Raw genomic sequence first — 22530 nt, forward strand, 5'->3', positions numbered from 1 at the left:
GGCATGGCTGATCTGAGGGTCGGACTCATCGGCCTGGGCATGATGGGCAGGCACCATGCCAGGGCCCTCCGGGAGGTCGACGGCGTCGAGCTGGTCGCCGTGGCGGACGCCTACGGGGACCCGCACGGCGTGGCCGGACGCCTGCCCCTCTGCGGCTCCATCGAGGAGCTCATCGACCAGGGCATCGACATGGCGGTCTGCGCGGTCCCGACGGGCCTGCACGAGGAGGTCGGGCTGACCCTCGCGGCCGCCGGCGTCCACACGCTGGTGGAGAAGCCCATCGCTGACACCGTGGACGCCGGCGAGCGCCTGGTCGAGGCGTTCGAGAGCGCGGGTCTCGTCGGCGCCGTCGGACACATCGAGCGGTTCAACCCGGCGTTGCAGTCCTTGCGCAGCCGGTTGGAAGCCGGGGATCTCGGCGACGTGTACCAGATCGCGACCCGTCGGCAGGGGCCGTTCCCTGCCCGGATCGCCGATGTCGGCGTGGTCAAGGACCTCGGGACCCACGACATCGACCTCACGTCCTGGCTGGCGCAGTCACCGTTCACCTCCGTCTCCGCGCGCACGAGCACCCGCTCGGGCCGGCCGCACGAGGACATGGTGACCGCCTCCGGCCAGCTGGAGAACGGCGTGATCACCAGCCACCTCGTGAACTGGCTGTCGCCCATGAAGGAACGACTGACCGTCGTCACGGGGGAGAAGGGCGCGTTCGTGGCCGACACGCTGACGGCGGACCTCACGTTCTACGAGAACGGGACGTTCACCACGGAGTGGGAGGCCGTGTCCAACTTCAGGGGTGTCTCGGAGGGCAACATCACCCGTCTGGCCCTGACCAAGCGGGAGCCCCTGCGGTCCGAGCTCGAGGCGTTCCGGGACGCCGCCCTCGGCGTCGCCGACAACACGGTGACGATGCGGGAAGGACTCGCCACGCTCAGGGTTGCCGAGGCGATGATCGAGGCGGCGAACAGCAACTCGACGATCGGGCTGCCTGCGTGGCGCTGAAGGTACTCGTTGCGACCCGTCTGTACCCACCGGAGGTCGGTGCCGCGGCCTTCCGGCTCGAGGCCCTCGTCCGCGGGCTGGAGGAGGGCGGGGCCGACGTCACGGTGCTGACCACCCGGCCTCCCAGTGAGGGCGGTCAGCGCGGTCGGGCCACCGATTCCGTGAAGCGGTGGCCCGTGCTGCGTGACAGCGGCGGTAACGTCCGCGGCTACGTGCAGTACATGAGCTTCGACATCCCGCTGTTCTTCAGGCTCCTTGCGAGCCGGGCCGACGTCGTGGTCGCGGAACCGCCGCCGACGACGGGACTCATGGTGGCTGCATCGTCCTTCCTGCGCCGGCGCCCCTACGTCTACTACGCCGCGGACATCTGGACCGATGCCCTCGCTGCGACGGGTGCGCCCAGCCCCGTCGTGAAGCTGATGGCGCGTATCGAGGGCATCGCCCTGCGCCGGTCGCAGAAGGTGATCGCCATCTCCGACGGCGTGGCCGAGCAGACCGGCCAGTTCGGCCTCGACCCCGCCCAGGTGGCGGTCGTCGGCAACGGCGTGAACACCGACGTCTTCTCCGCCGAGGGGCCCACGGCGACCCCCGGGTACTGCTACTTCGTCTACACCGGGACCATGTCCGAGTGGCAGGGTGCCGAGATCTTCATCGAAGCGATGGCCCTGGTCCTCGAGCGATTCCCCGACGCCCGGCTGCATTTCTTCGGTCAGGGGTCAGCGGAGGCCGCCCTGCGCGCCCGGGCGCAGGAGCTCGCCCCCGAACGGGTGACCTTCAACGGCGTCGTGCCCCCGGCGGAGGCGGCCCGCTGGCTGCGTGGAGCCTCCGCCGCCCTGGTGAGCATCGTGCCCGGCCAGGGCTACGATTTCGCGAAGCCCACCAAGATCTACGCCGCTGCGGCCTGCGGGACCCCGGTCGTGTATGCGGGGGTCGGTGACGGTGCCCGGATGGTCTCGGAGAACGGTCTTGGAGCAGCGAGCGGCTATTCCGCCGCCGACATCGCGGAGGCAATGATGCGCTTCCTCGAGGAGACGGATCATCATCGGGCGGAGCGTTCCAGCTGGGCCGAGGGGAATGCGTCGCTGCGCGTCGCGGGACGGCGCGCAGCGCAGGTGATCCTCAGCGCTGTTCCAGCAGTGCGCTGACCACCGCGCCTGCCGCTTCACCCGTGCCGTACGGTGCTGCCGTGGTGGGATCGGGCGTCGGGCGCTGCACCACGGAGGCGAGTGAGGTGAGGTTCTCCGAGACGAGTACGTTCCAGCCCAGCTCCACGGTCTCGACCCATTCGGTCTCCGGGCGGATCGTGGTGCAGGGAACCCGCAGGAGGAACGCCTCCTTCTGCAGGCCCCCCGAGTCGGTGATCACGCCCACGCTGTTCATCACGGCGTTGATCAGCTGCGGGTAGGCCAGCGGGGAGGCGACGCGGACGGCTCCGGTCTCGAGTTCGAGGCCGTGCCGGCGCGCCAGGTCGACCAGCCGGGGGTGCGCGAGAAGGACGACCGGCCTGTCCAGTGACGCTAGCGAGTCCACGATCTGCTTCAGGCGCACCGGATCGTCGGTGTTGTCCGGACGGTGGATGGTACTGATGTAGTAGTTGCCGGGCTCCACGCCGCTCGGCAGCGCCTCGGTGCGCGACTGCACAGCCGCGCGGGTCCGGAAGAGGACATCCGTCATCACATCGCCCACCAGGACGCTGCGGTCCGCCAGGCCTTCGGTGGCGAGGTGCTGCATCGCCACCTCGGTCGGCGCGAGCAGCAGATCCGAGGCGTGGTCGGTGAGGACGCGATTGTGCTCCTCGGGCATCCGGCGGTTGAAGGACCGCAGCCCGGCCTCGAGGTGTGCGAGCGGGACGTGGATCTTCACGGCCGCGACGGCGGCTGCGAGCGTCGAATTGGTGTCTCCGTAGACGAGCACCCAGTCCGGCCGCACTTCCTCGAAGATCTCCTCGAGTCCGCCGAGCATGGCTCCGGTCTGCTTCCCATGCTTCCCCGACCCGACGCCGAGGTTGAAGTCCGGGGTCGGGATCCCGAGATCCGTGAAGAAGACGTCCGACATCATCTCGTCGTAGTGCTGTCCGGTGTGCACGATCAGGTGCTCGGCCTTGCCTTCCATCGCCTGGGCGATCGGGGCGAGCTTCACGAACTGGGGACGGGCACCGACGACACTCAAAATACGCATTCGTTCAGCCTAGCGGTTCCGCGACGAGCTTCCTGAACGGAACGGGAGGCCCACGTGCGCCTTCCGTTCGCGGTGCCCCGGCGGGAAGCGTCGGGGGCTCGGCAGGAAGTGGGGGGTGAAACCGGTGGGATAGCCTTGTCCGGTGAAAGTCCTTGCGCTGTCGACCTGGTATCCGTCCGCCGAGGCGCCGACCGAAGCCCCGTTCAACCATGAGCATGTCAAGGCGATCCGGTCCGCCCACGACGTCCGGGTGGTCCACATCCGCCTCCGTTCGGGCGCGGTTCCCATCACGGAGGTGTTCGACGGCGTGACCGTCTCGCGCATCTCGCTCGATCTCCGGCGGCCATGGAGCATCCTCAGGGTGTTCGCCGTCGTCCGACGCGAGATGAAGGGCGCGGACGTCCTGCACTCCATGGCGTTCTCGACCATCCTCATGGTGCTGCCGGTGTGGCTGACTACCCGGCCGGCGTGGGTCCACACCGAACACTGGAACGGTGTGACCAACCCCGCGAGCGTCGGGCCGTTGTGGCAGCGCCTCGCCTGGCTCCGCTATGTCCTCCGGTTCCCGCACAGCGTCACCGGGGTCACGACCCAGCTGACCGAGCGGTTGCAGCACTTCGCCCGCCCCGGAGCGGCCGTGGTCGTCCCGTGCGTGGTGGACAACGATCGCCCTGTTCGGCCGTGGCCACGGGAGGGGACACTCCGGCTCGTGGCCGTCGGTGGTCTCGTGCCCAGGAAGCGGCCCCTCCTCGCGGTCGACACCGTTCGATGGCTGACCGATCAGGGCCGGGACGTGCAACTGGACTGGATCGGGGCCGGCCCGCTCGAGCGGGAGGTGCGGGACAGGACCGCAGCGGTGGGACTCTCGGACCGCATCCTCCTGCGGGGGGCCGTGCCGCCGGGCGAGATCTTCGCCCGGATCGAGGATGCGGACCTGTTCTTCCTTCCATCGGAGCAGGAGAACTTCTTCACTGCAGCGGCCGAAGCTCTCTCGTCCGGAAGGCCGGTCGTGGCCGCCGTCGCCGGCGGGTACGACGACTACTGCGACGCCTCCAACAGCGTGCTCGTCCGGCAGCCCACGGCCGAGGCCCTCGGCCGCGCCATCCTCGAAGCGGCCACGCTGCTGGAGGACCGCACACCGGAGGGGATCGCAGCACCCATCCGGCAGCGATTCAATGCCCGCGTGGTGGGCGACCTGTTCACGGGGGCGTACGCCGCCGCCCTGCGGCGCGCAGGCCGGACTGTCCGTGAGGGAGCCCGCCCATGACCACGGAATCAGGCGGGCAGACCCCTCGGGACCCGCGGGTCGACATGGTGATCGCCGTCCACAACGAGCAGCGCCCTATCGGGGCGGCCGTCCGGTCCCTCCTCGACGGCGGCCTCGTGGACGGTCGGCCCGATGGGCTGAGGATCACCGTGGTCTGCCACAACATCTCCGCGGCGAGGATCGCCCCCGGCGTCCTGGACGAGGATCGGGCCCGCGTCCGATTCCTCGAGCTGAGCGACGGGATCCAGAGCCCCGCGGGGCCTCTCAACCACGGCATCGCGCACGCGACCGCCCCCTACGTGGGCGTCATGGGCAGCGACGACACCGTGGAACCCGGCGCCATCTCGGACTGGTTCACGCTGGCCGAGAAGCTCCGGTCGGACGTGGTGATCGCCCCGGAACGCCATGCCGACGGCAGGACGATCCGCACGCCGGTCCTCCGCCCCGGCCGCCACCGCGACCTGCACCCCGTCCGGGACAGGCTGTCGTACCGCACGGCGCCGCTCGGCCTGCTGCGCAGGAGCGAGGTCGGGCGGCTCTCACTTCGCTTCACACCGGGATTCCCGACCGGCGACGACCAGGAATTCACCTCGAAGCTGTGGTTCGGTGGTGGGAGGATCGACTACGCGCGTGGCGCCGGACGCTATGTCGTGGGGGCGGACGCATCGGACAGGGTCACCTTCGCCCGCCGCCCGGTGGACGCGGAACTCGAGTTCGCCACGGCGCTCGTCCAGAGCGAGTGGTTCCAGGGACGGGCTGTCTCCGAACGGCGGTCGATCGTCGTGAAGCTCGTGCGGGTGCACGTCTTCGGTCTGGTCCAGACCCGATTCGAGTCCGGCGGGTGGTCCGACGACGACAGGGCGGTGGCGTCCCGGATCCTCACCACGCTGCTCGCACAGGCGCCCGGCGCCCTCGACCCCCTCAGCCTTGCCGATCACCGGCTGGTGCGGGCGATCCTGGATCCTTCCATCGGGTCGGACGAGCTGCAGCGGCGTGCGGCATCACGGCGCCGCTTCGGTCGGGTGGACACCCTGGTGCCGTCGTCGCTGAAGTCGGCGCTGAACCCCGAATCGCCGCTGCGGTTCATGCCCGCGGCCGCACTGCTGCGCTGAGAAGCGACATCAGGGTCAGCCGGCCGACTGCGTGCCCACATCGAAGACACCCGTGGCCCGACGTCGGTTCTCCCTGATGTAATGCCGGATGATCGACTCGCGCGTCAATGCGCTCCACGGCTTGTTGGTCATGAGCTCACCGCGGCGGCCTGACGTCCGGTAGCGCGACCGTGCGGCGGCCAGGAGCGCGGGATCGTCGGTAGCGCCGGCGGCTGCGGCGAGCTGGGAATCCCGTCGGCTGAGGGCCGCCAGTTCACCGCCGGCGAGGGACTCGATCTCCCGCTGGAACGAGCGCCATGCCTCCCGCTCGTTCGCATTCCACACCGTGCCGGGCTCCGGCGGCGCACTCGAGGGATCTTCCACGCCATGGGCGATCGCGTCGCCCCGCCGGAGTAGGGCGCCTATCCCGTGGATCCTCATGAGCTTCAGTGCGATCGCACGGCGATGGCTCTTGGGAAGGGAGAGCAGCCAATCCTGTGCCGCCAGGGGGCCGAGCCAGCGGAACTCCTCGCTGAGAGGGGCCAGGGTCGCGGTCACCCGACCCTCGGCGGCGTCATCCGTCTGGTGGTAGGCGGCGCTGCCATAGGGATAGGTGATGACGCGACCGCTGAAGAGGAGTCTCAAGGTCGGCTCGAGGTCCTCGCCGACCCTCAGGCCTTTCGTGAAGCGGAATCCGATCTCATGCAACGAGGAGACCCGCAGCAGCCCGTACGGCAGACTGCGGGTCGCCAGACCGTCCTTCAGCGGATCGAGGACGGTGGGCTTGCTCGGGCGCAGCCCCGGCGTCGCGAGCATGTTCCCGGCCGGCGTGCGGACAGGGGCAAGGACGGCGTCGGCCCCCGTTGTTTCAGCAGCCTGCACCCACGCTCCGAGCGCTCCCGGCTCGAGGTAGTCGTCGGAGTCGACGAAGGTGACGTAGGTCGCCGACGAGTTCCGAAGGCCGTGATTCTTCGGACCCGCAGGCGAGTAGACGCCGTCGACGAAGGGCACCAGGGTTATCCCGGCGCCGGCCAGATCGCCGTCCAGCCGCTCCTCGACCGCGTTGACCGGGATGTTGTGGCAGACGATGGAGATCTCCAGACGCGCCCCGGCCTCCGCCAGGGACTGTCGCTGGTCCGCGAGGGAGGCGACGGTACGCCGGATCGGACGGGCCGCGTCGTGGAGTGGCACGACTGCCTCGATGGTCGGGGGAAGTTGCGGTGTAAGGCTCTCGCGGGGGCTCATCGGCCGGACGCTCCTAGGGATCTGGGCTTCAGGACAGCCTATTTCATCCGGCATCCTCGGCCCCGACCGGTTCGACGCCGGGGGTCCGCCGGAGGGACCACGCAAATAGACTTGATCAAGGGCTGCTGACATGATTGGCGCATGTCTGCCCCGCGTCTGCTCATCATGTCCTTTTCTCCGCTCCGATCAGACGCGAGGATCCTCAAGCAGATCGCCCTGTTCAAGGACCGCTACGAGATCTCGACCTGCGGCTACGGCAAGGCACCCGAAGGGGTGCGGGACCACGTCGAGATACCGGCCGAGCTCAAGGAATGGAAGTACGACCGCGTCGCCGTGATGGCGCGCTCGTACCGGCGCGCCTACTGGACGAACCCGGTCATCTCCTACCTGAAGCCGCGCCTCACCCCGGGCAGCTTCGACGTCATCCTCGCCAATGACATCGACACCGCCGGTCTCGCCCTCTCCCTCGAGGCGGAACACGGCGTCCATCTGGACCTCCACGAGTACTGCCCGCGCATGAAGGAGGAACTCCCCAGGTGGCGGATGTTCGTCGGGCCGTTCATGCGATGGATGGTGGGCACGTTCGCCACGAAGGCGGACTCGGTGTCCACCGTCGCCGGGCATATTGCCGATGAATACCGGCGTGAGTTCGGCCTCGACCCTTCCGTCATCACCAATGCGGCCCCCTTCGCCGAGCTGGAGCCGGGCCCGGTGGGGGACACGATCCGCATGGTGCACTCCGGAGCCGCGCAGGAGGGGCGCTTCATCGAATTGACGCTGGACGCCATGGAGATGCTGAAGAGTACGGCGACACTGGACCTGTATCTGACGCAGAACCGGGGGCCCTACTACGAGTCGCTGAAGAGCCGCATCTCGGCGATGTCGAACGTCGTCCTCCACGACCCGGTTCCGTATGCCGAACTCGCCCACACGCTGAACCGTTACGACGTAGGGGTGTACGTGCTCCCGCCGGTCAACTTCAACTTCGCCTGGTCGCTTCCCAACAAGTTCTTCGATTTCGTCCAGGCCCGCCTCGGCGTGGTGATCGGGCCGTCGCCGGAGATGGCGGCGCTCGTCCGGGCAGAAGGGATCGGAACGGTCACGGAGGACTTCACGGCCACGTCCCTTGCGGCGGCCATCGACGAACTGACGCCCGAAGCCGTCACCGGTTACAAGCGCGCCTCCGCGACGGCAGCGAAGAAGCTGTCGGCCGAGGAACAGGTCAAGGGGTGGGCGCGAGCCGTCGACGCTCTCGTCGGCGGCAAGGAAGCAGTGTGACCCCAGAGGTTCTCCAGTTCAACGACTGTGCCTTCGTGGCGCGGTCGATGGTGGCTGCGGCAGGGCGCGCGGGCCTGCACTGGGACTATCTACCCCCTTCGCTCGTCCGGCCCCCGGGTCCTGTCGTCGGCGGTCCGCTCCGTCGGAAGGCGACCTACTTCCCGTACCTCGTGCGCCGCATGAGGGCGGTCTCTCGCGCCCAGGTGGTGCACGTGCACTACGGAACCTCAGCCCGCCTCCTCCGCGAGCGTGGAGTACCGCGGCGCCCCTACGTGCTCACCCTCCACGGCTCCGACATCCGACGGCAGTGGAAGGACCCGGCTTTCCACGGTGAGATCCAACGCGCCGTCGATGAGGCCGCCCACGTCTTCTTCGCGAACAACGACACTGCAGACAATGCTCGCGCGGCGCGCTCCGACGCCGAATTCCTTCCCGCGCTCGTGGACGCGTCGACGCTGCCGTCGTGGTCACCCGACACGGGGCGCCCCACCATCCTCTTCGTCTCGCGGTGGGACGCGGACAAGGGCGTGGATCGGCAGCTGGAACTTGCGCGCACGCTGGCGCGTGCCGTCGGCCCCCGGGCACGCCTGGCCGGGCTTGACTGGGGGCCGGGCGCGGAGGAGGCGCGACGGGCAGGCGTCGGACTGCTACCGCGGATGCCCCAGACGGAGTTCCACGCCCTGATGGCACGGGCGCACATCGCGATCGGCCAGGCCACGGACAACTTCGCGACCAGCGAGTTCGAGGCGCTCTGCATGGGACTGCCCATGGCCGCACTGGGTATCCGCATCGGCCGGCCCGACGACGGCAGCGTGCCGCCCGTCATGCAGGGATCGGTGGACGACGTCGTGGGGCAGGTTCTGGAGGCCCTGAATGATCCTCGAGGTGCCGCGCGCCGGCTCGGCAGTTCGGCCTGGGCGCTGCCACGGTACGACGCCGCCTCCTACGTGCCGAGGCTCGACTCGCTCTATCAGGCGGTCTCCCGGACGACCGTCTGATGGAGCGCGGACGGACGCCTCCCGGAGGTCCGACTAGCTGTTCTGAACCGGTTGCTCACTCGAGTTGAGACCGGCCAGCAGCGCCTGCTGGGCGAAGTCCGGGTTTCCAGCGACCACTTCGTCGAATGTTCCGCGGCTGACGATCGAGCCGTCCTTCATGAAACAGACCTGGTCGCTGTGCCGAATGGTGGAGAGCCGGTGAGCGACGGAGATGACGGTGATCTCGCCGTGCAGCTCCTGGATGGCCGCGGCGACCGCGGCCTCGGTGGCCGTATCCAGTGCACTGGTCGCCTCATCCAGCACCAGGACGAGCGGTTCCACGTACAGTGCCCGGGCAATACCGAGCCGCTGGCGCTGACCGCCGGACAACGCCAGACCGCGCTCTCCCACCTTTCCGTGGATCCCGCCGGCCCTGGAGTCGACGGTCTCGAGCAGCTGGGCCCGGCGAAGGGCTTCGCGCACCCGGTGCTCATCGAAATCACCGCTCCAGGTGAGGGCCACGTTCTGCGCGATCGAGCCGTCGAAGATGGCGACGTCCTGCGGCACATAGCCCACCCGGGACCGCCAGTCCGCCAGGACGTCCTCCAGGGGTACCCCGTCGAGCCGCATCGACCCTGCCGATGGGGTCAGCAGCCCCAGGAGAATGTCGATGAGGGTCGATTTGCCCGCCCCGGACTGTCCGACGATGCCGACCGACGAGCCGAGCGGGATGTCCAGGTCGATGTCCTGCACGGCGGGGGATGATGCACCGGGGTAGGTGAAACCGACGCCGGAGAGCGTCAGGCTCCGCGGTTCGGCACCGATCTGACGGGAACCGATGGTCTCGTCCCGGTCGCTGTAGGAATCCATGCGCCGGATGTCCTCCATCACGATGCTGGTGTAGGGGAGGGTCGACTGCGTCAGGGCGAGCTGCGACTGGACGGCGGTGAGGGATGGCACCATCTTGAAGCCGGCTATGCCGAAAATGGCGACGGCGGCCAGCGCGCTCTCCAGACCACCCGTGAGGAAGGACACGGTGCCGATAAGGAGCACCCCGCCGATCAGTGCCATGTCGACGACGAACTTCGGTACCGCCGCGAGGAACCGGATGTTCGAGCGGGAATGGGCGGCACGCGAACGGCTTACGAAGACCACGTCACCCACCTCCTGCGCCTTGTCGCGGAGCGTGATTTCCTTCAGCGCGGCGATCATCTCGGACACGAGTGTGGACATCCGCATCGCCGAGTCGCGGTTGACCCGGCCGGCCTCGTACGACTTCTTCGTCAGCCACACGTACAGGACACCCGCGATCAGCCCCAGGTAGATCACGGTGATCAGGGCCGTCAGCGGTTGCGTGACCACGAGGATGGCCAGTACCGACACGAAGGAGAGGATCTGTGACGGAATGGTGACGGCGGGCACCAACACGCCCGCAATGGTGTTGGCGATGCCCACGTCGATGAGCCGCACCAGTTCCGCGGTGGACCGCTTCATGCGTTCGGTCCAGGGGGAGCGGATGTAGCTGTTGAAGAGGTGGGTTCCGATCTGGAGTTCGAACTCGGCGAACTTCCGCGTCGAGATCCACTGCATCCAGATGCCGACGAGGGACTTCCCGATCATGAGCACCGCCGATGCGACGAGAAGCCACAGGCTCGTCTCCCGGGAGACGGTGCCGAGCAGCGGAAGATTGATGTCGCCGCCACCGAGAATCTGGGTCATCACCACGGCGAAAATACCCAGAGCGCCGGCCTCGACCAGGGACAGGACGGAGAGGGAGATGCCGAACACGAGGATGAAACGGCGCGCGTTGGCAGGGAGAAGGGGCATGAGTTCGCGCAGGACGCGAAGCAGTTCTTTCATCGGTTCTCCGAAGCGGGGGAGCAGGTCGTACCCGCAGCGGGCACGCACTCCATCCTACGTGCGTCCCTTCAGCGCTATCTCCTGGGCTGTGGGGACAGGCGGCTCACGACGCATGAGAGGATGACCTGCATGTCTGAAACCACTCGCGTGACACACCTGTTCGACTGCGCCGATGTGGGGTCGGCGCTCGTGGCCGAAGGGCGCCGCCAGAAGCAGCCGTGGCGCCAGGTGCAGGGGCCGTGGACGCGAGGGGGGACGAAGCAGGCGTACTACCGTTTCCTCGCCGAGCTGGCCCTGAGCTATCCGCGCTCCGAACTGTGGCACGTGCACATGGGCGGACGGGCGCGGTGGGCCCGCGGGCGGTTTTCGCGGCCTTATGTCTTGACGCTGCATGGCACGGACATCAAGGAGAACTATTGGCAGGACGAACACCGAGACGCACTGAAGTTGGACGTCGATTTGGCGCGACATGTCTTCTTCACTACGCCGGAACTCCGAGAGAAGGCCCAGCTGGCTCGTCCGGATGCCGAATACATGCCGCAAGCTATGAATCTCGAGATGCTGCCAACCTGGAATCCGAGTGCGCGCCCACGAGTCTTCTTCCCCTCGCGGTGGGACGCACAAAAAGGTGGTGACGGGCTCCTCGAAGCTGCGGCCGACGTGGTGTCCGCGGTGGGATCGGAGGCTGAGGTGGTCGGAATTGACTGGGGCAACCGTGCTCAGGAGGCTGCAGAGCTCGGCGTCAAGCTCCTGCCCAAGATGGACGCCAAACACTACGTGGCAGAGCTTGCGCAGGCCCACGTAGCGGTGGGTCAGACTGCCGGCATACTGTCCGTGAGTGAATTACAAGCAATGTCCATTGGCGTTCCCCTGATCTTCTCCGATCCTGTTGATGGTTACCCGCGTGGCGATGAGATGGGGGCGATTGTGGTTCCGCGCCATCAGGCTGGTGCGGCTGTGGTCGAAGCCCTTGGTGATCCGCAGACGACGTCCGAGAGGGTGGGCGGACCGGCGTACGTCCGCCGCCACCACGACCCGGCCGGAATGATCAGCCGGTTGAGGACCGTGTATGCCCGGGTGTTGGAGGACTCGTCGGCCGGAGCAGCAGAATGACCGGTGACACGGACGCAGCAAAGGGCACCAAGCCGCACCTGCTGTACGTCGCCTTCGCCTACCCTCCGAGTACCGCGTCCTCCGTATACCGGTGCCTGGCGGTGCCGAACGCGTTCGCGGCAGCCGGATGGGACGTCACCGTCCTCACGATCGACGGTGAGACCTGGTCCGAGATATCGGGGGTTGATACCGAACTCCTCGACGCCGTGGACCCTGCAGTTCGCGTGGTGCGGATCTCGGATGGAGGTTCCGAGGACCGGGCGAGGGGTGACCTGCGGGCGTTCTCGAGGCTGCGCGTCGAAGCCCCCTACGCCTGGGAGCGGCTCCTGTCAGCGCGTAGCAGGCGTGCGTTCCCGGAAGCCTTCCACGGGTTGTGGCTGAAGCCGGCATCGAACGCCGCTCGTGACATCCATCGTCAGCACCCTGTGGATCTGGTCCTTGCGTCGGCCAGCCCCTACGTCTCCTTCGCGATCGCGCGTTCCCTGCCCGGGGTTCCCTACGTCATGGATTACCGCGATGCCTGGGCTTTCAACACGATCACCGGACATGAGAACTTCGGGGTGGAGTCCCGCCTCGGAAAGCTCGAGTCGACGTTCCTTCAGGAAGCCCTGCAGGTCTGGTTCGTCAATGGCCCGATCCGCGACGAGTACGCGCGTCGGTACCCCTCCTCGGCGTCGAAGATGCGCGTTGTCCCGAACGGCTTCGACCCGCAGCCCGGGCATGCCAGGCCCGTGGTCCGGGCCGTCGAGAAGCCCTCCTTCGGATACCTGGGCACGCTGCAGCACGAGAACAACCCGCTGGAGGAACTCCTCGACGGGTGGGTCGATGCCTTCGGGCTGGCCGATGACAGGGAGGCGCCGGCGGCAGCGGCGCACATCCGGGGCAAGTTGAGCTCCAGCGGAAGCGCGGCTCCTGCGTTGCTCCGCAGGTTCGACGGCGTACGGCAGCACGGCCTCGAATACGGCGGACCCGTTCCGAAGCGGCAGGTTGCCCGTTTCTACGGGAAGCTGGACGCCCTGATCCTGCTGCTCGCTTCGGGCAAGTACGTGACGGGAGGTAAGACCGCCGAGTATCTGGCCACGGGGTTGCCGATCGTCTCTGTCCATGACGAGGGCAATGCAGCAACGGACATGTTGCGGGACTATCCGCTGTGGTTCCCGGCTCGCGAATTGACACCCTCCGGGATCAGCGCAGCGTTCCGGGCCTGCGCAGAGGCACTTCGAGCGCCGGACGAGGCCCGCTGGGCAGCAGCCTGGGACTATGGCCAGTCCTTCCTCCGCTCGACCACGATGATTCCTGTGATCGAGGAACTGACGCAGGTTGTTCGGCCGGACCGACCCGAGGAGCACCAGCCGGGTACGAGCGACGACGGCGGTCCTGCGTCGCCGCGAGGAATTGATGGTGAGGTGCCTCAGCCGGATGTCCGTGCTGGAGCCCCGGGCAGTTCCGGCACGCCGGCGGTGACGCGCGCGGTGAAGGTGCTCGTGGTGATGGACGAGGGAAGCAAGGAAGTCCTCGATGATCTCCGTGCCCGGGCCGCGACGATCGACGGGGTCACGCTGTCACTGACCGCCTTCGCCGCGGACGGCATCCGGATGGGCGGAGAGGGGCATGATCTTCTCCTCGCGCGCCCAGGGCAGGCCGAGCGGCAGGCCCAGCGACTGGCCTCGGCTCGAGGTCCCGCCGGGGTGGCGGGCAGGCTGCTCCGTGACAACCTGCGCTCGCGTCGTCTGGCCCGGTCCGTGCTGAAGGATTCCCTCTTCATGTCGGAGCTGCCCACGGCGGACGTCGTACTGGCCGCGGATGCCGGGGCAACACGGGCGGTCTGGCAGCTGAGGTCGCGGACCGGAGCCGATCTCGTGAGGGGCACTCTCGCCCTGGCTCACGTCCTGAGGCGGTAGGGCGGGCGCGTCAGGACCGGCGTATTCAGACGCAGGGGAGCTGTTCCGGTAGCCTAGTGGTTGGATTTCTCGCGGCCGATCGCTCTTCCGAGTTGGATCGCACCCCCCGAGATACGCGCTGCTGCGCAGCTTCCCTGATGTTCTGTAACCCGCTTTCTGGAGGATTGATTACGTGAACGCTGACCTTGTGGTCGTCGGCTCGGGCTTCTTCGGCCTCACCATCGCTGAACGGGCCGCTTCCGAGCTCGGGCTCAAGGTCGCCGTGATCGACCGGAGGCATCATATCGGCGGCAACGCCTACAGCGAGAACGAGGCGCTGACCGGGATCGAGGTGCACCGCTACGGCGCGCACCTCTTCCACACCTCGAACGAGCGCGTATGGGAGTACGTCAACCGCTTCACCTCCTTCACCGGCTACCAGCACCGGGTATACACCAGCCACAAGGGCGAGGTGTTCCCCATGCCGATCAACCTGGGAACCATCAACCAGTTCTTCCGCTCGGCCCTCGGACCGGCGGAAGCCCGGGCGCTCATCGAGGAGCAGGCCGGGGAGTTTGCTGGCACCGATCCCCAGAACCTCAATGACAAGGGCATCCAGCTCATCGGGCGGCCGCTGTACGAGGCGTTCATCAAGCACTACACGGGCAAGCAGTGGCAGACGGACCCCAAGGACCTGCCGGCGGAGATCATCTCCCGGCTGCCGGTTCGCTACAACTACGACAGCCGGTACTTCAACGACAAGTACGAGGGCCTCCCCGTCGACGGCTACACCGCGTGGATCGAGCGGATGGCGGCGCATCCCAACATCACGGTGCACCTGAACACCGACTTCTTCGACGGGGACCACGCCTATTCGAGGGCCGCTACACGAGGGCAGGTTCCGGTCGTCTACACGGGGGCGGTGGACAGATACTTCGACTACGCGGAGGGCGACCTCTCCTGGCGGACGATCGATCTGGAGGAGGAAGTGCTGCCCATCGAGGACTACCAGGGGTGCGCCGTCATGAACTACCCCGACGAGCCGGAGCCGTACACACGCATCCACGAGTTCCGGCACTTCCATCCCGAACGGGACTACACCAAGGACGCCACCGTCATCATGCGCGAGTTCTCGCGTTTCGCGGAGAAGGGGGACGAACCCTACTATCCCGTCAACACGGCAGAGGATCGTCAGAAGCTCTCCGCGTACCGGGACCTCGCCCGCGGCGAGGACTCCGTGTTGTTCGGCGGGCGTCTCGGAACCTACAAGTATCTGGACATGCACATGGCGATCGGAGCGGCGCTGTCCATGTTCGACAACAAGATCACGCCCCATTTCACCGGTGGAGCGACGCTGAAAAGCGGAGGAGTGGACGCATGAGCAAGCTGCAGGAGAACCCGGGCCCCGTGGCCGAAAGGGAGGACGAGCATACGTGGCGGGTCATCCATCGCGTCGTCTTCCCCGACAACGCCGATGCGGACACCATGCCGCTGTACGTCGACTTCAACAGCGCGCAGCGGATCGCCGAATCGGACAGCGCTTCCACGGACTCCCGGACCGTGTCCGCAACGGTGGCGGCCGAGGTGCGCCCGGACTACGTGAATGATCGGCGGAGCATCGCCCTTCCGGCTTTCGAGCGCTTGTCGTTCGGGACCTACTTCAACGCGTTCCCCGCGAGCTACTGGCAGGCGCACACCGCGATCCGCCGGGTCCGGCTGTCGGTCGAGGTCGACGGCGATGCGACGGTCACCATCTACCGGTCGACCGCCCGCGGCACGGCCAATCGCGTGAGTACCATCAGGACGTCGGACGTGGCGTCGGGCCACGTCGTCGTCGACCTGCCCGTCGTCGCGTTCGGTGATGGAGGCTGGTACTGGTTCGACCTCGCCGCGCACGGCAACCCCGTGGTCCTCCAGCGGGCCGAGTGGAGCGTCCCCGAGCCGGAGGGTTTCGTGCCCGGGAAGCTGTCCATCGCGGTCACCACCTTCAACCGACCGGACTACTGCGTCCGGAACCTCGGCATCCTCGCGTCGGCTCCCGACCTGCTCGAGATCCTGCACCGGGTCATCGTGACCGACCAGGGGACGCAGAAGGTCCGGGACGAGCCAGGGATCGACGAGGCCAAGAGCGCCCTCGGCGACCGGTTCGCACTGATCGAGCAGGCCAACCTCGGCGGCTCCGGCGGGTTCGCGCGCGGCATGCTCGAAACGCTCGAGGACGACGCGTCCAGTTACGTCATGCTGCTCGACGACGATGTGGAGATGGAGACGGAGGGAATCCTTCGGGCCGCGCAGTTCGCGGACTTCACGCGGCAGCCCACCATCGTCGGCGGCCACATGTTCAACCTGTTCGAGCGCTCGGTGATGCACCACTTCGGTGAGGCGATCCAGCAGTACCGGTTCAGCTACGGCGGGACCGAGAACACGTGGGAGGCGCACGACTTCGCCGCCAACAACCTCAGGACGACGGCCTGGATGCATCGTCGGGTCGATGTCGACTACAACGGCTGGTGGATGTGCCTCATCCCGAAGGAAGTGATCAGGACCGTCGGTCTCGCACTGCCCGTCTTCATCAAGTGGGATGACGTCGAATATGGCATCCGGGCGAAGTCGCACGGATTCACGACGGTCACGCTGCCCGGCGCAGCGGTGTGGCACATGCCATGGACGGAGAAGGACGACACCATCGATTGGCAGGCCTACTACCACCAGCGCAACCGGTGGGTGGCGACGCTCATCTATTCGCCCTACAAGAAGGGCGGCCGGATGCCGAAGGAGAGCTTCGCGGTGGATGTCCGCCACCTCCTGTCGATGCAGTATTCATCGGTCGAGCTGCGGCTCCAGGCGCTCGAGGACGTGCTGGAGGGCCCCGATCACCTGCACCGGACGCTCGGCTCGAAACTGGGGGAGGTCCGTGCGACCCGCGCCCGTTTCGACGACGCGAAGGTCTCCAAGGACGTCGTGAGCTTCCCGCCGGTGAAGCGCAGCAAGCCTCCCCGGAAGGGCAAGTCTCCCACTGCTGCCAGGACCCGCCCGGCCGCCGTGGTCAAGGCGCTCGCCGGCGCCGTGCATCAGCTGACAGCAGTGCCCGAGAGCGCACTGCGCAACCCCGAGGCGCACATCGCCGCCGTCGACGCCAGGTGGTGGCGTCTCGCGCAGCTGAACTCGGCCCTGGTGACGTCGTCCGACGGCACGGGAGCCAGCTGGCACAAGCGGGATACGGCCAAGGCCCGCGAGCTGGCGCTGCGGAGCGCCGACCTGCACCGCAAACTCCTCCTCCGATGGGATGAACTGTCCGAGGACTACCGGACGGCGCTTCCCCGAGTCACCTCGCGCGAGGCCTGGAAGCGAACGTTCGCAGAGAATGGAGCGGACGCGCGCAGGCAGGCCGAGGGCAAGGAGTGAAATCAGGCCTCTCGACCCCTGACGAAGGCGCCGTGGACCTTGTCCGGCCCGGGCGCGGTGGCGGACTCCGCGACGTCGTCCGGAGCCGGTTCCTGCTGAAGCTCCTCGTGGACAAGGAGATCAAGGTCCGGTACCGGGGGTCGGTGCTGGGACTCCTGTGGTCCTACGTGAAGCCCGGCGTGCAGTTCGTCGTGTTCTACGTCGCACTGGGGATCTTCCTGGGGCTCGAGCAGAGTGAGCGGAACCCGACGGGTCTGCCGAACTACGCGATCTACCTCTTCTCGGGCATCGTCCTGATCAACTTCTTCGCGGAGGCGCTGAGCAACGCGTCGAAGTCCATCGTGGTGAACAGTGGGCTGATCAAGAAGATCTACCTGCCCCGCGAGCTGTTCCCGGTCTCGGCCATCTGGGTCTCGGGGATCCATTTCCTTCCGCAGGTCATCATCCTGGTGGTCGCCTGCCTGCTCACGGGCTGGGCGCCGTCCGCACTGCAGCTCGCAGCCGCAGGCATCGGCTTCCTGACGGTAGCGCTCCTCGCGACGGGTCTCGGCCTGCTCTTCGGCGCCGTGAACGTCTACTTCCGGGACGCCGAGAACATCGTGGACATGCTCCTGATGATCGCCACATGGGCTTCGCCCGTCCTCTACGCCTGGACGATGGTCAGGGACGAACTGGGGGACACGGCCATGAGCATCTACCTGTTGAACCCACTCACCATCGCCGTCGAGACCTTCCACTACGCGTTCTGGATGCCCACCGCAGAACAGACCCACGGACTGCCCGACCATTTCCTCTCATTCTGGCTCCCGGTCGGCTTCGGACTCTCGATCGTCGCGCTCGTTGTCGGGCAGCTCATCTTCCGCCGGCTTGAAGGCCGATTCGCCCAGGAGCTCTAGTCATGGCTGTGTCGATAGAAATCAGCGGGATCGAGAAGCGCTTCGTCCTCCGTCATACGCGGTCGATGAAGGAAGCGTTCCTGTGGCTCATCAAGGGCCGACGCGGTGACCTGTCCCAGAAATTCTCGGCGCTCCAGGGAGTGTCCTTCACCGTCGAGGAAGGCGAGACGGTTGCGCTCCTCGGCTTCAACGGCTCGGGGAAGTCCACACTGCTCAAGCATATTTCCGGCGTGATGATGCCGGACAAGGGCAGTGTGCGTACCAGGGGACGCGTTGCAGGACTCATCGAGGTGGGCGCCGGATTCCATCCCGATCTCAGCGGCCGGGACAACGTCTACCTCAACGGTTCGATCCTCGGTATGACGGAGAGCGAGATCAAGGACCAGTTCGATTCGATTGTCGAGTTCTCGGAGATCGGCGAGTTCATCGACACGGAGGTCAGGTTCTACTCGTCCGGCATGTACCTCCGGCTCGCCTTCGCCGTCGCGGTGCACACCGACCCGGACATCTTCCTCATCGACGAGATCCTCGCGGTCGGGGACGAGCCCTTCCAGAAGAAATGCCTCGCCAAGATCAAGGAACTGAACGCGGCGGGGAAAACCCTCGTCGTCGTCAGTCACGATCTGGACATGGTGCGGAAGGTCTGCGACCGCGGGATCGTCCTCGAGCGGGGGCGGCTGGTGATGGACGGCGACGTAGACGACGCCATCGCGCACATCCGGGCAACCTGACACCCCTCCCGTCCGGTCCTGGACGGCGTGCGGGCTAGTTCGTCCGGAAGCAGTCCGTGACCCGGTAGAGGCGCGCCTCGCCCTCGCTGTCCACCAGCTCGAGGTTCGATGCGTCGGCTACCTCGTCGAATGCGGGATACAGGCGTGCCTGGTCCCGATCCAGCAGGTAGAAGTCGCCGAAATCGAGGACGTACTCGACGTCGTCCTCGCGGGCGATCTCGCAGGCCTCCGACGATGCAGTGGCATCATCGAGCTCCCGGGCGAGGACGTCGAGATCCGGCGGCAGCGCCCCGGAACTCATGTGGTACTGCGTCACGCTACGGCCGCTGATGGCGTAGGCAAGGGACCCGCCGTTCCACGGGTTCACTGCGATCACCGCATCCTCCGGAACCACGTCGTCAACGCGCTCGAGAAGCGCGAGTTCGTCGAGGGACAGGATGGTCGGGTTGCCCTCGAACGTGTGGTTCCTCCGGCTCTCGACGACCATCTCGTCCACCGCGCCGCGCTGGCTCTGGAGCCCGCCGACGAGCGCGAGGACTGCCACGATGCCGCCGGCCAGGTACCTGCCGACCGGCGCCGGAGCCAGCGGAGTGGTACTGATCCTCGCCCAGCACCAGGTGAGGATGGCACTCGCGCCGAACGCGGCGATCACGACGGTCGGGATGGGAAGGAGGGAGGCGAGTCGCTGCGGGTCCTGGTACCAGCTACCGGTCGTGAGGATCCGGAAGGAGCCTCGTGGCTCCGCGGCCGATATGGCGTAGAGGGCGACCACCACGGCGTAGACACCGAGCAGCCAGCGCAGCCCGCTTCGCGTGAACAGCACGGCAACCCCCACAGCAGTGCAGATCGCGATGACAACCGGGATGCTGCGGCCATGGGGGGCGCTCGTCAGGGCCTGCCCGATGGCGCTTGCATAGCGGGTGAACGGCAGCCAGGTGTTGTAGCCGATGAGCATCGCCTGCCACACGACGGCGAAGGACCCGGCCGCGACCACCGCAATGACGAGGGGGAGGAGCGCGCCCCTGGCGCCGCGCCGTGCGGTCCTCTCCTGCGCCCAGCGCCACCAGCTGTAGGCGGCTACGGGCAGCGACAGAGCCAGCAGCGCCGTGAAACCGTTCGGCTGGGCGAGGAGCAGCGCCGCACTCGCGACGACGAGGGACAACGCGACGATGCCCTGATCGGTGGCGTCCTGCGGGCCCACTCTCAGGAGGAGGATCACCAGCGCGAGCGCCGCTGGGAGGACGGCGTAGGAGAGGAGGTTCGGGTAGAGGGGCCCGAAGTCGATCAGGCCCATCGGGAAGGCCGCGAACCCGGCGGAGAAGATGCCGGTGATCGCCAGGATCGCGATGTTCGGTCCGAACAGGACGCGGGCAAGAAGGACGATCGAGACCGGCCAGACCAGGGACGCGATCACCAGGTTCAGGGTGGTCGTCGCGACCGATACGGGCTGGGAGGTCAGTTCCGCCACGAGGGCGGCGAGCCCATGCCAGGCAGCAGGGTAGAGCGCGATGTCGGCGGTCGGGGTGATCATCCGGCCGAGCGTCAGCGTGGACGCGTCTCCCTGCTCGATCACCCACCGCACCGCGTTCAGGTGGAACACGTTGTCGTATCGCTGCGCGATGTTGTCGGGGTGGTCGAAGATCCTCGCGAGGTTGTATGCCGATGCAACACCACCCAGGGCCACGCCTGCCGCTGCACCGAGCAGCGTCTGCCGGTCGACGGTGAAGGAGATGGAGCGCCTGCTCTCACGGAACGTGAGGCGTGCCACCAGGCCGGCAATCAGGCAGAGGAGGAGGGCAGTCGCCGCGAAGCTCCCTGCAGACCATGGGATCCCTACGGAGGACAGTGCCACTGCGGACACGCCGACCAACGCGACCGAGAACGCCGGTGCCAGTCCGAATGCGAGGTGTCCCCGCACGTTGAGTGCCGCCGAGAGCGCGAGCCCGGGCAGGGTGAGCAGCGCCGCCGCTGATACGAGGGCCGGAAGTGCGTCCCACCAGGACATGGGTACTCCTGCATCTGAGGTTCGTCACGCTGAGGAGCGCTGACGTTGACGGGGGTGGTTCACCGTACTCAGGGGAACCCGTCGACGGTATCACGCGAGGCGTGGGGGAACCCGGCGACTACTGGCGGTCATCCACCCAGGGCTTCGGCGCCTCATCCAGGGCGATACGGCGGGAGAGGGCAGTGAGGGCGTTCTCGGCGTGCCGGAAGCGCTGATAGGTCGTGGCCATGAAGACGAAGAAGCTGACGATGGTCGCGTAGAGCACCAGATCCGTACCCCGGCCCACGCCCAGGAAGGACGCCACGGAGGTCAGGACGCTCGGGAAGAAGATCGAGGCGACAGCGGAAACAGCGAAGATCATGAGCATGATCCGCCGGATGGCCAGGTGACGGGCGTTGGCTCCGCCGCGCATGAGCACCAGTGACACCAGGATCACGGCGAGAACGAGGACGATTTGGACTATCAGAAGCACGTAGTCACCTAAAGAAGAGTTCGGCGAGGATGTTGACGGAATTGAGCAGCGACTGACCCTTGGATTTCGAGTAGTCGGTGTAGATGATCTCGACCGGGTGTTCGGCCCAGCGCGGTTTCAGCTCCGCGATCTGGTGCACCAGTTCGGAGGCATGAGCCATGCGGTTCTGGGTCAGGTGGATCTTGGAGGCGACGTCCCGGTTCATGGCCCGAAGGCCGTTGTGGGCATCGGTCAGATCCAGTCCCGTGGCGAGCCGCGATTGCACGGCGGCCGTCTTGAGCACCAGGCGCTTCACAGGGCCGATCTGGGTCCTGCTGTCGAGGAACCGTGAGCCGAGGACGATGTCGGCCTCTCCCGAGTCCAGTCGCGCGACCATCGCCGCCGCGTCGACCACGCGGTGTTGTCCGTCGGCATCGAACGTCACGACATTGCGCATCAGGGGGTCCTGCAGCGCGAACTCGATACCGGTCTGCAGGGCGGCTCCCTGACCGAGGTTGATGGGGTGCTGCACGACCACGGCTCCGGCTGCCCGCGCGATGTCCTGGGAGCCGTCGGAACTGCCGTCATCGACGGTCACGACGTACGGGAAGACGCGGCGGAGATCCTCGATGACCGAGCCGACGACGGTTGCTTCGTTGTACATCGGAATGACGACCCAGGTGCGATTCACTGCCTCAGTATCCCATAGTGCCTCCGCCGAGCGCCCCGACGGCGCCCGGACGCCGGCGCTGTTCCTGCCCGGACGGTGCCTTCCGGGAGCGGTCCGGTCGCCACCTGCCCGACGCTGCCAGCAGGCGAAGTGCATTAAAAGGAGAGGAACCCCTGACCGAACAGGTCAGGGGTTCCTCCTCGCCGCTGCGTACTCGTTATCGGGACGCTCAGTGACTCGCGCCGAGCCGTTAGCCGGGGGTTATTTGTAGGTGATGCGGGTTCCGGTGGTGGGGGTCCAGGTGAGGGTGCCGCCCTGGAAGGTTTGGGTGCAGCGGTTGTTGGCGCAGGTCTCGGGTCCGGTGGGGTAGCCGAGGCGTCCCCTTTCGTAGCCGGTGCCGGCCCAGGTGCTGCGGATGGCGCCGAGGGTTGCGTGGGCGCCGGTGGCGGTGGTCCAGTGGATGGCGCCGCGCTGGTAGTTC

General features: G+C 67.1%; 19 protein-coding genes. 12 read left to right on the plus strand and 7 right to left on the minus strand.

What is annotated here, in order from left to right; translation table 11 throughout:
• The first annotated feature begins 3 nt into the window (after positions 1-3).
• Positions 4-1002, plus strand: coding sequence for a Gfo/Idh/MocA family oxidoreductase (locus ACSGDB_RS06610; RefSeq protein ID WP_434993711.1), 999 nt, complete (start codon positions 4-6; stop codon positions 1000-1002).
• Entirely contained in the window at positions 993-2147 is a 1155-nt protein-coding gene (locus tag ACSGDB_RS06615; protein WP_434993712.1) for a glycosyltransferase family 4 protein, read from the plus strand. The genes ACSGDB_RS06610 and ACSGDB_RS06615 overlap by 10 nt, the downstream gene beginning before the upstream one ends.
• Here the strand turns inward: ACSGDB_RS06615 and wecB are convergent.
• Positions 2122-3180, minus strand: coding sequence for a non-hydrolyzing UDP-N-acetylglucosamine 2-epimerase (gene wecB, locus ACSGDB_RS06620; protein ID WP_434993713.1), 1059 nt, complete (start codon positions 3178-3180; stop codon positions 2122-2124). The two genes, ACSGDB_RS06615 and wecB, sit on opposite strands and share 26 nt — an antisense overlap.
• Before the next feature lie 142 nt (positions 3181-3322).
• On the opposite strand from wecB, the gene ACSGDB_RS06625 reads away from it, so the two are divergent.
• Entirely contained in the window at positions 3323-4447 is a 1125-nt protein-coding gene (locus ACSGDB_RS06625; protein ID WP_434993714.1) for a glycosyltransferase family 4 protein, read from the plus strand.
• A complete protein-coding gene (locus ACSGDB_RS06630) occupies positions 4444-5559 on the plus strand; it encodes a glycosyltransferase (protein ID WP_434993715.1) in 1116 nt (371 codons plus the stop codon). Before ACSGDB_RS06625 ends, ACSGDB_RS06630 begins: the two co-directional genes overlap by 4 nt.
• Before the next feature lie 15 nt (positions 5560-5574).
• Here the strand turns inward: ACSGDB_RS06630 and ACSGDB_RS06635 are convergent, their stop codons facing one another.
• Complete coding sequence (locus tag ACSGDB_RS06635) at positions 5575-6783, minus strand: glycosyltransferase (protein WP_434993716.1); 1209 nt, start codon at positions 6781-6783, stop codon at positions 5575-5577.
• 141 nt (positions 6784-6924) lie between these two features.
• Between ACSGDB_RS06635 and ACSGDB_RS06640 the strand changes: the two genes are divergently transcribed.
• Together ACSGDB_RS06640 and ACSGDB_RS06645 are read left to right on the plus strand one after the other, a co-directional pair.
• The gene (locus ACSGDB_RS06640; protein WP_434993717.1) at positions 6925-8061 is read left to right on the plus strand and encodes a glycosyltransferase family 1 protein; all 1137 of its coding nucleotides are present in this window, start codon (positions 6925-6927) and stop codon (positions 8059-8061) included.
• Positions 8058-9059, plus strand: coding sequence for a glycosyltransferase (locus ACSGDB_RS06645; RefSeq protein ID WP_434993718.1), 1002 nt, complete (start codon positions 8058-8060; stop codon positions 9057-9059). Before ACSGDB_RS06640 ends, ACSGDB_RS06645 begins: the two co-directional genes overlap by 4 nt.
• A 33-nt stretch (positions 9060-9092) precedes the next feature.
• On the opposite strand, the gene ACSGDB_RS06650 is transcribed toward ACSGDB_RS06645, so the two are convergent.
• On the minus strand, positions 9093-10898 hold the full coding sequence (locus ACSGDB_RS06650; protein WP_434993719.1) for an ABC transporter ATP-binding protein: 1806 nt from the start codon (positions 10896-10898) through the stop codon (positions 9093-9095).
• A 129-nt stretch (positions 10899-11027) separates the two neighbouring features.
• Between ACSGDB_RS06650 and ACSGDB_RS06655 the strand changes: the two genes are divergently transcribed.
• From ACSGDB_RS06655 to ACSGDB_RS06680, 6 genes are all read left to right on the plus strand, one after another.
• Entirely contained in the window at positions 11028-12011 is a 984-nt protein-coding gene (locus ACSGDB_RS06655; RefSeq protein WP_434993720.1) for a hypothetical protein, read from the plus strand.
• On the plus strand, positions 12008-13912 hold the full coding sequence (locus ACSGDB_RS06660) for a glycosyltransferase (RefSeq protein ID WP_434993721.1): 1905 nt from the start codon (positions 12008-12010) through the stop codon (positions 13910-13912). Before ACSGDB_RS06655 ends, ACSGDB_RS06660 begins: the two co-directional genes overlap by 4 nt.
• Positions 13913-14084: 172 nt before the next feature.
• A complete protein-coding gene (gene glf / locus ACSGDB_RS06665; protein ID WP_434993722.1) occupies positions 14085-15272 on the plus strand; it encodes a UDP-galactopyranose mutase in 1188 nt (395 codons plus the stop codon).
• Complete coding sequence (locus tag ACSGDB_RS06670; RefSeq protein WP_434993723.1) at positions 15269-17296, plus strand: glycosyltransferase; 2028 nt, start codon at positions 15269-15271, stop codon at positions 17294-17296. Before glf ends, ACSGDB_RS06670 begins: the two co-directional genes overlap by 4 nt.
• A 32-nt stretch (positions 17297-17328) precedes the next feature.
• Positions 17329-18192, plus strand: a complete 864-nt coding sequence (locus tag ACSGDB_RS06675; RefSeq protein ID WP_434993724.1) for an ABC transporter permease — start codon at positions 17329-17331, stop codon at positions 18190-18192.
• Positions 18193-18194: 2 nt separating this feature from the next.
• The gene (locus tag ACSGDB_RS06680) at positions 18195-18923 is read left to right on the plus strand and encodes an ABC transporter ATP-binding protein (RefSeq protein WP_434993725.1); all 729 of its coding nucleotides are present in this window, start codon (positions 18195-18197) and stop codon (positions 18921-18923) included.
• 34 nt (positions 18924-18957) lie between these two features.
• Here ACSGDB_RS06680 and ACSGDB_RS06685 read toward each other — a convergent pair whose 3' ends face one another.
• The 4 genes from ACSGDB_RS06685 to ACSGDB_RS06700 form a co-directional block, all read right to left on the minus strand.
• Positions 18958-20928: a DUF6541 family protein gene (locus ACSGDB_RS06685; RefSeq protein WP_434993726.1), complete on the minus strand. Its 1971-nt coding sequence runs from the start codon at positions 20926-20928 to the stop codon at positions 18958-18960.
• A 118-nt stretch (positions 20929-21046) separates the two neighbouring features.
• Entirely contained in the window at positions 21047-21400 is a 354-nt protein-coding gene (locus tag ACSGDB_RS06690) for a DUF2304 domain-containing protein (RefSeq protein ID WP_434993727.1), read from the minus strand.
• 4 nt (positions 21401-21404) lie between these two features.
• Positions 21405-22070, minus strand: a complete 666-nt coding sequence (locus ACSGDB_RS06695) for a glycosyltransferase family 2 protein (protein ID WP_434993728.1) — start codon at positions 22068-22070, stop codon at positions 21405-21407.
• A gap of 240 nt (positions 22071-22310) precedes the next feature.
• The coding region (locus tag ACSGDB_RS06700) for an LGFP repeat-containing protein (RefSeq protein ID WP_434993729.1) at positions 22311-22530 on the minus strand (220 nt) is incomplete at its 5' end.

Source organism: Arthrobacter sp. Ld5 (assembly GCF_051172775.1).
Taxonomy (GTDB): Bacteria; Actinomycetota; Actinomycetes; order Actinomycetales; family Micrococcaceae; genus Arthrobacter_D.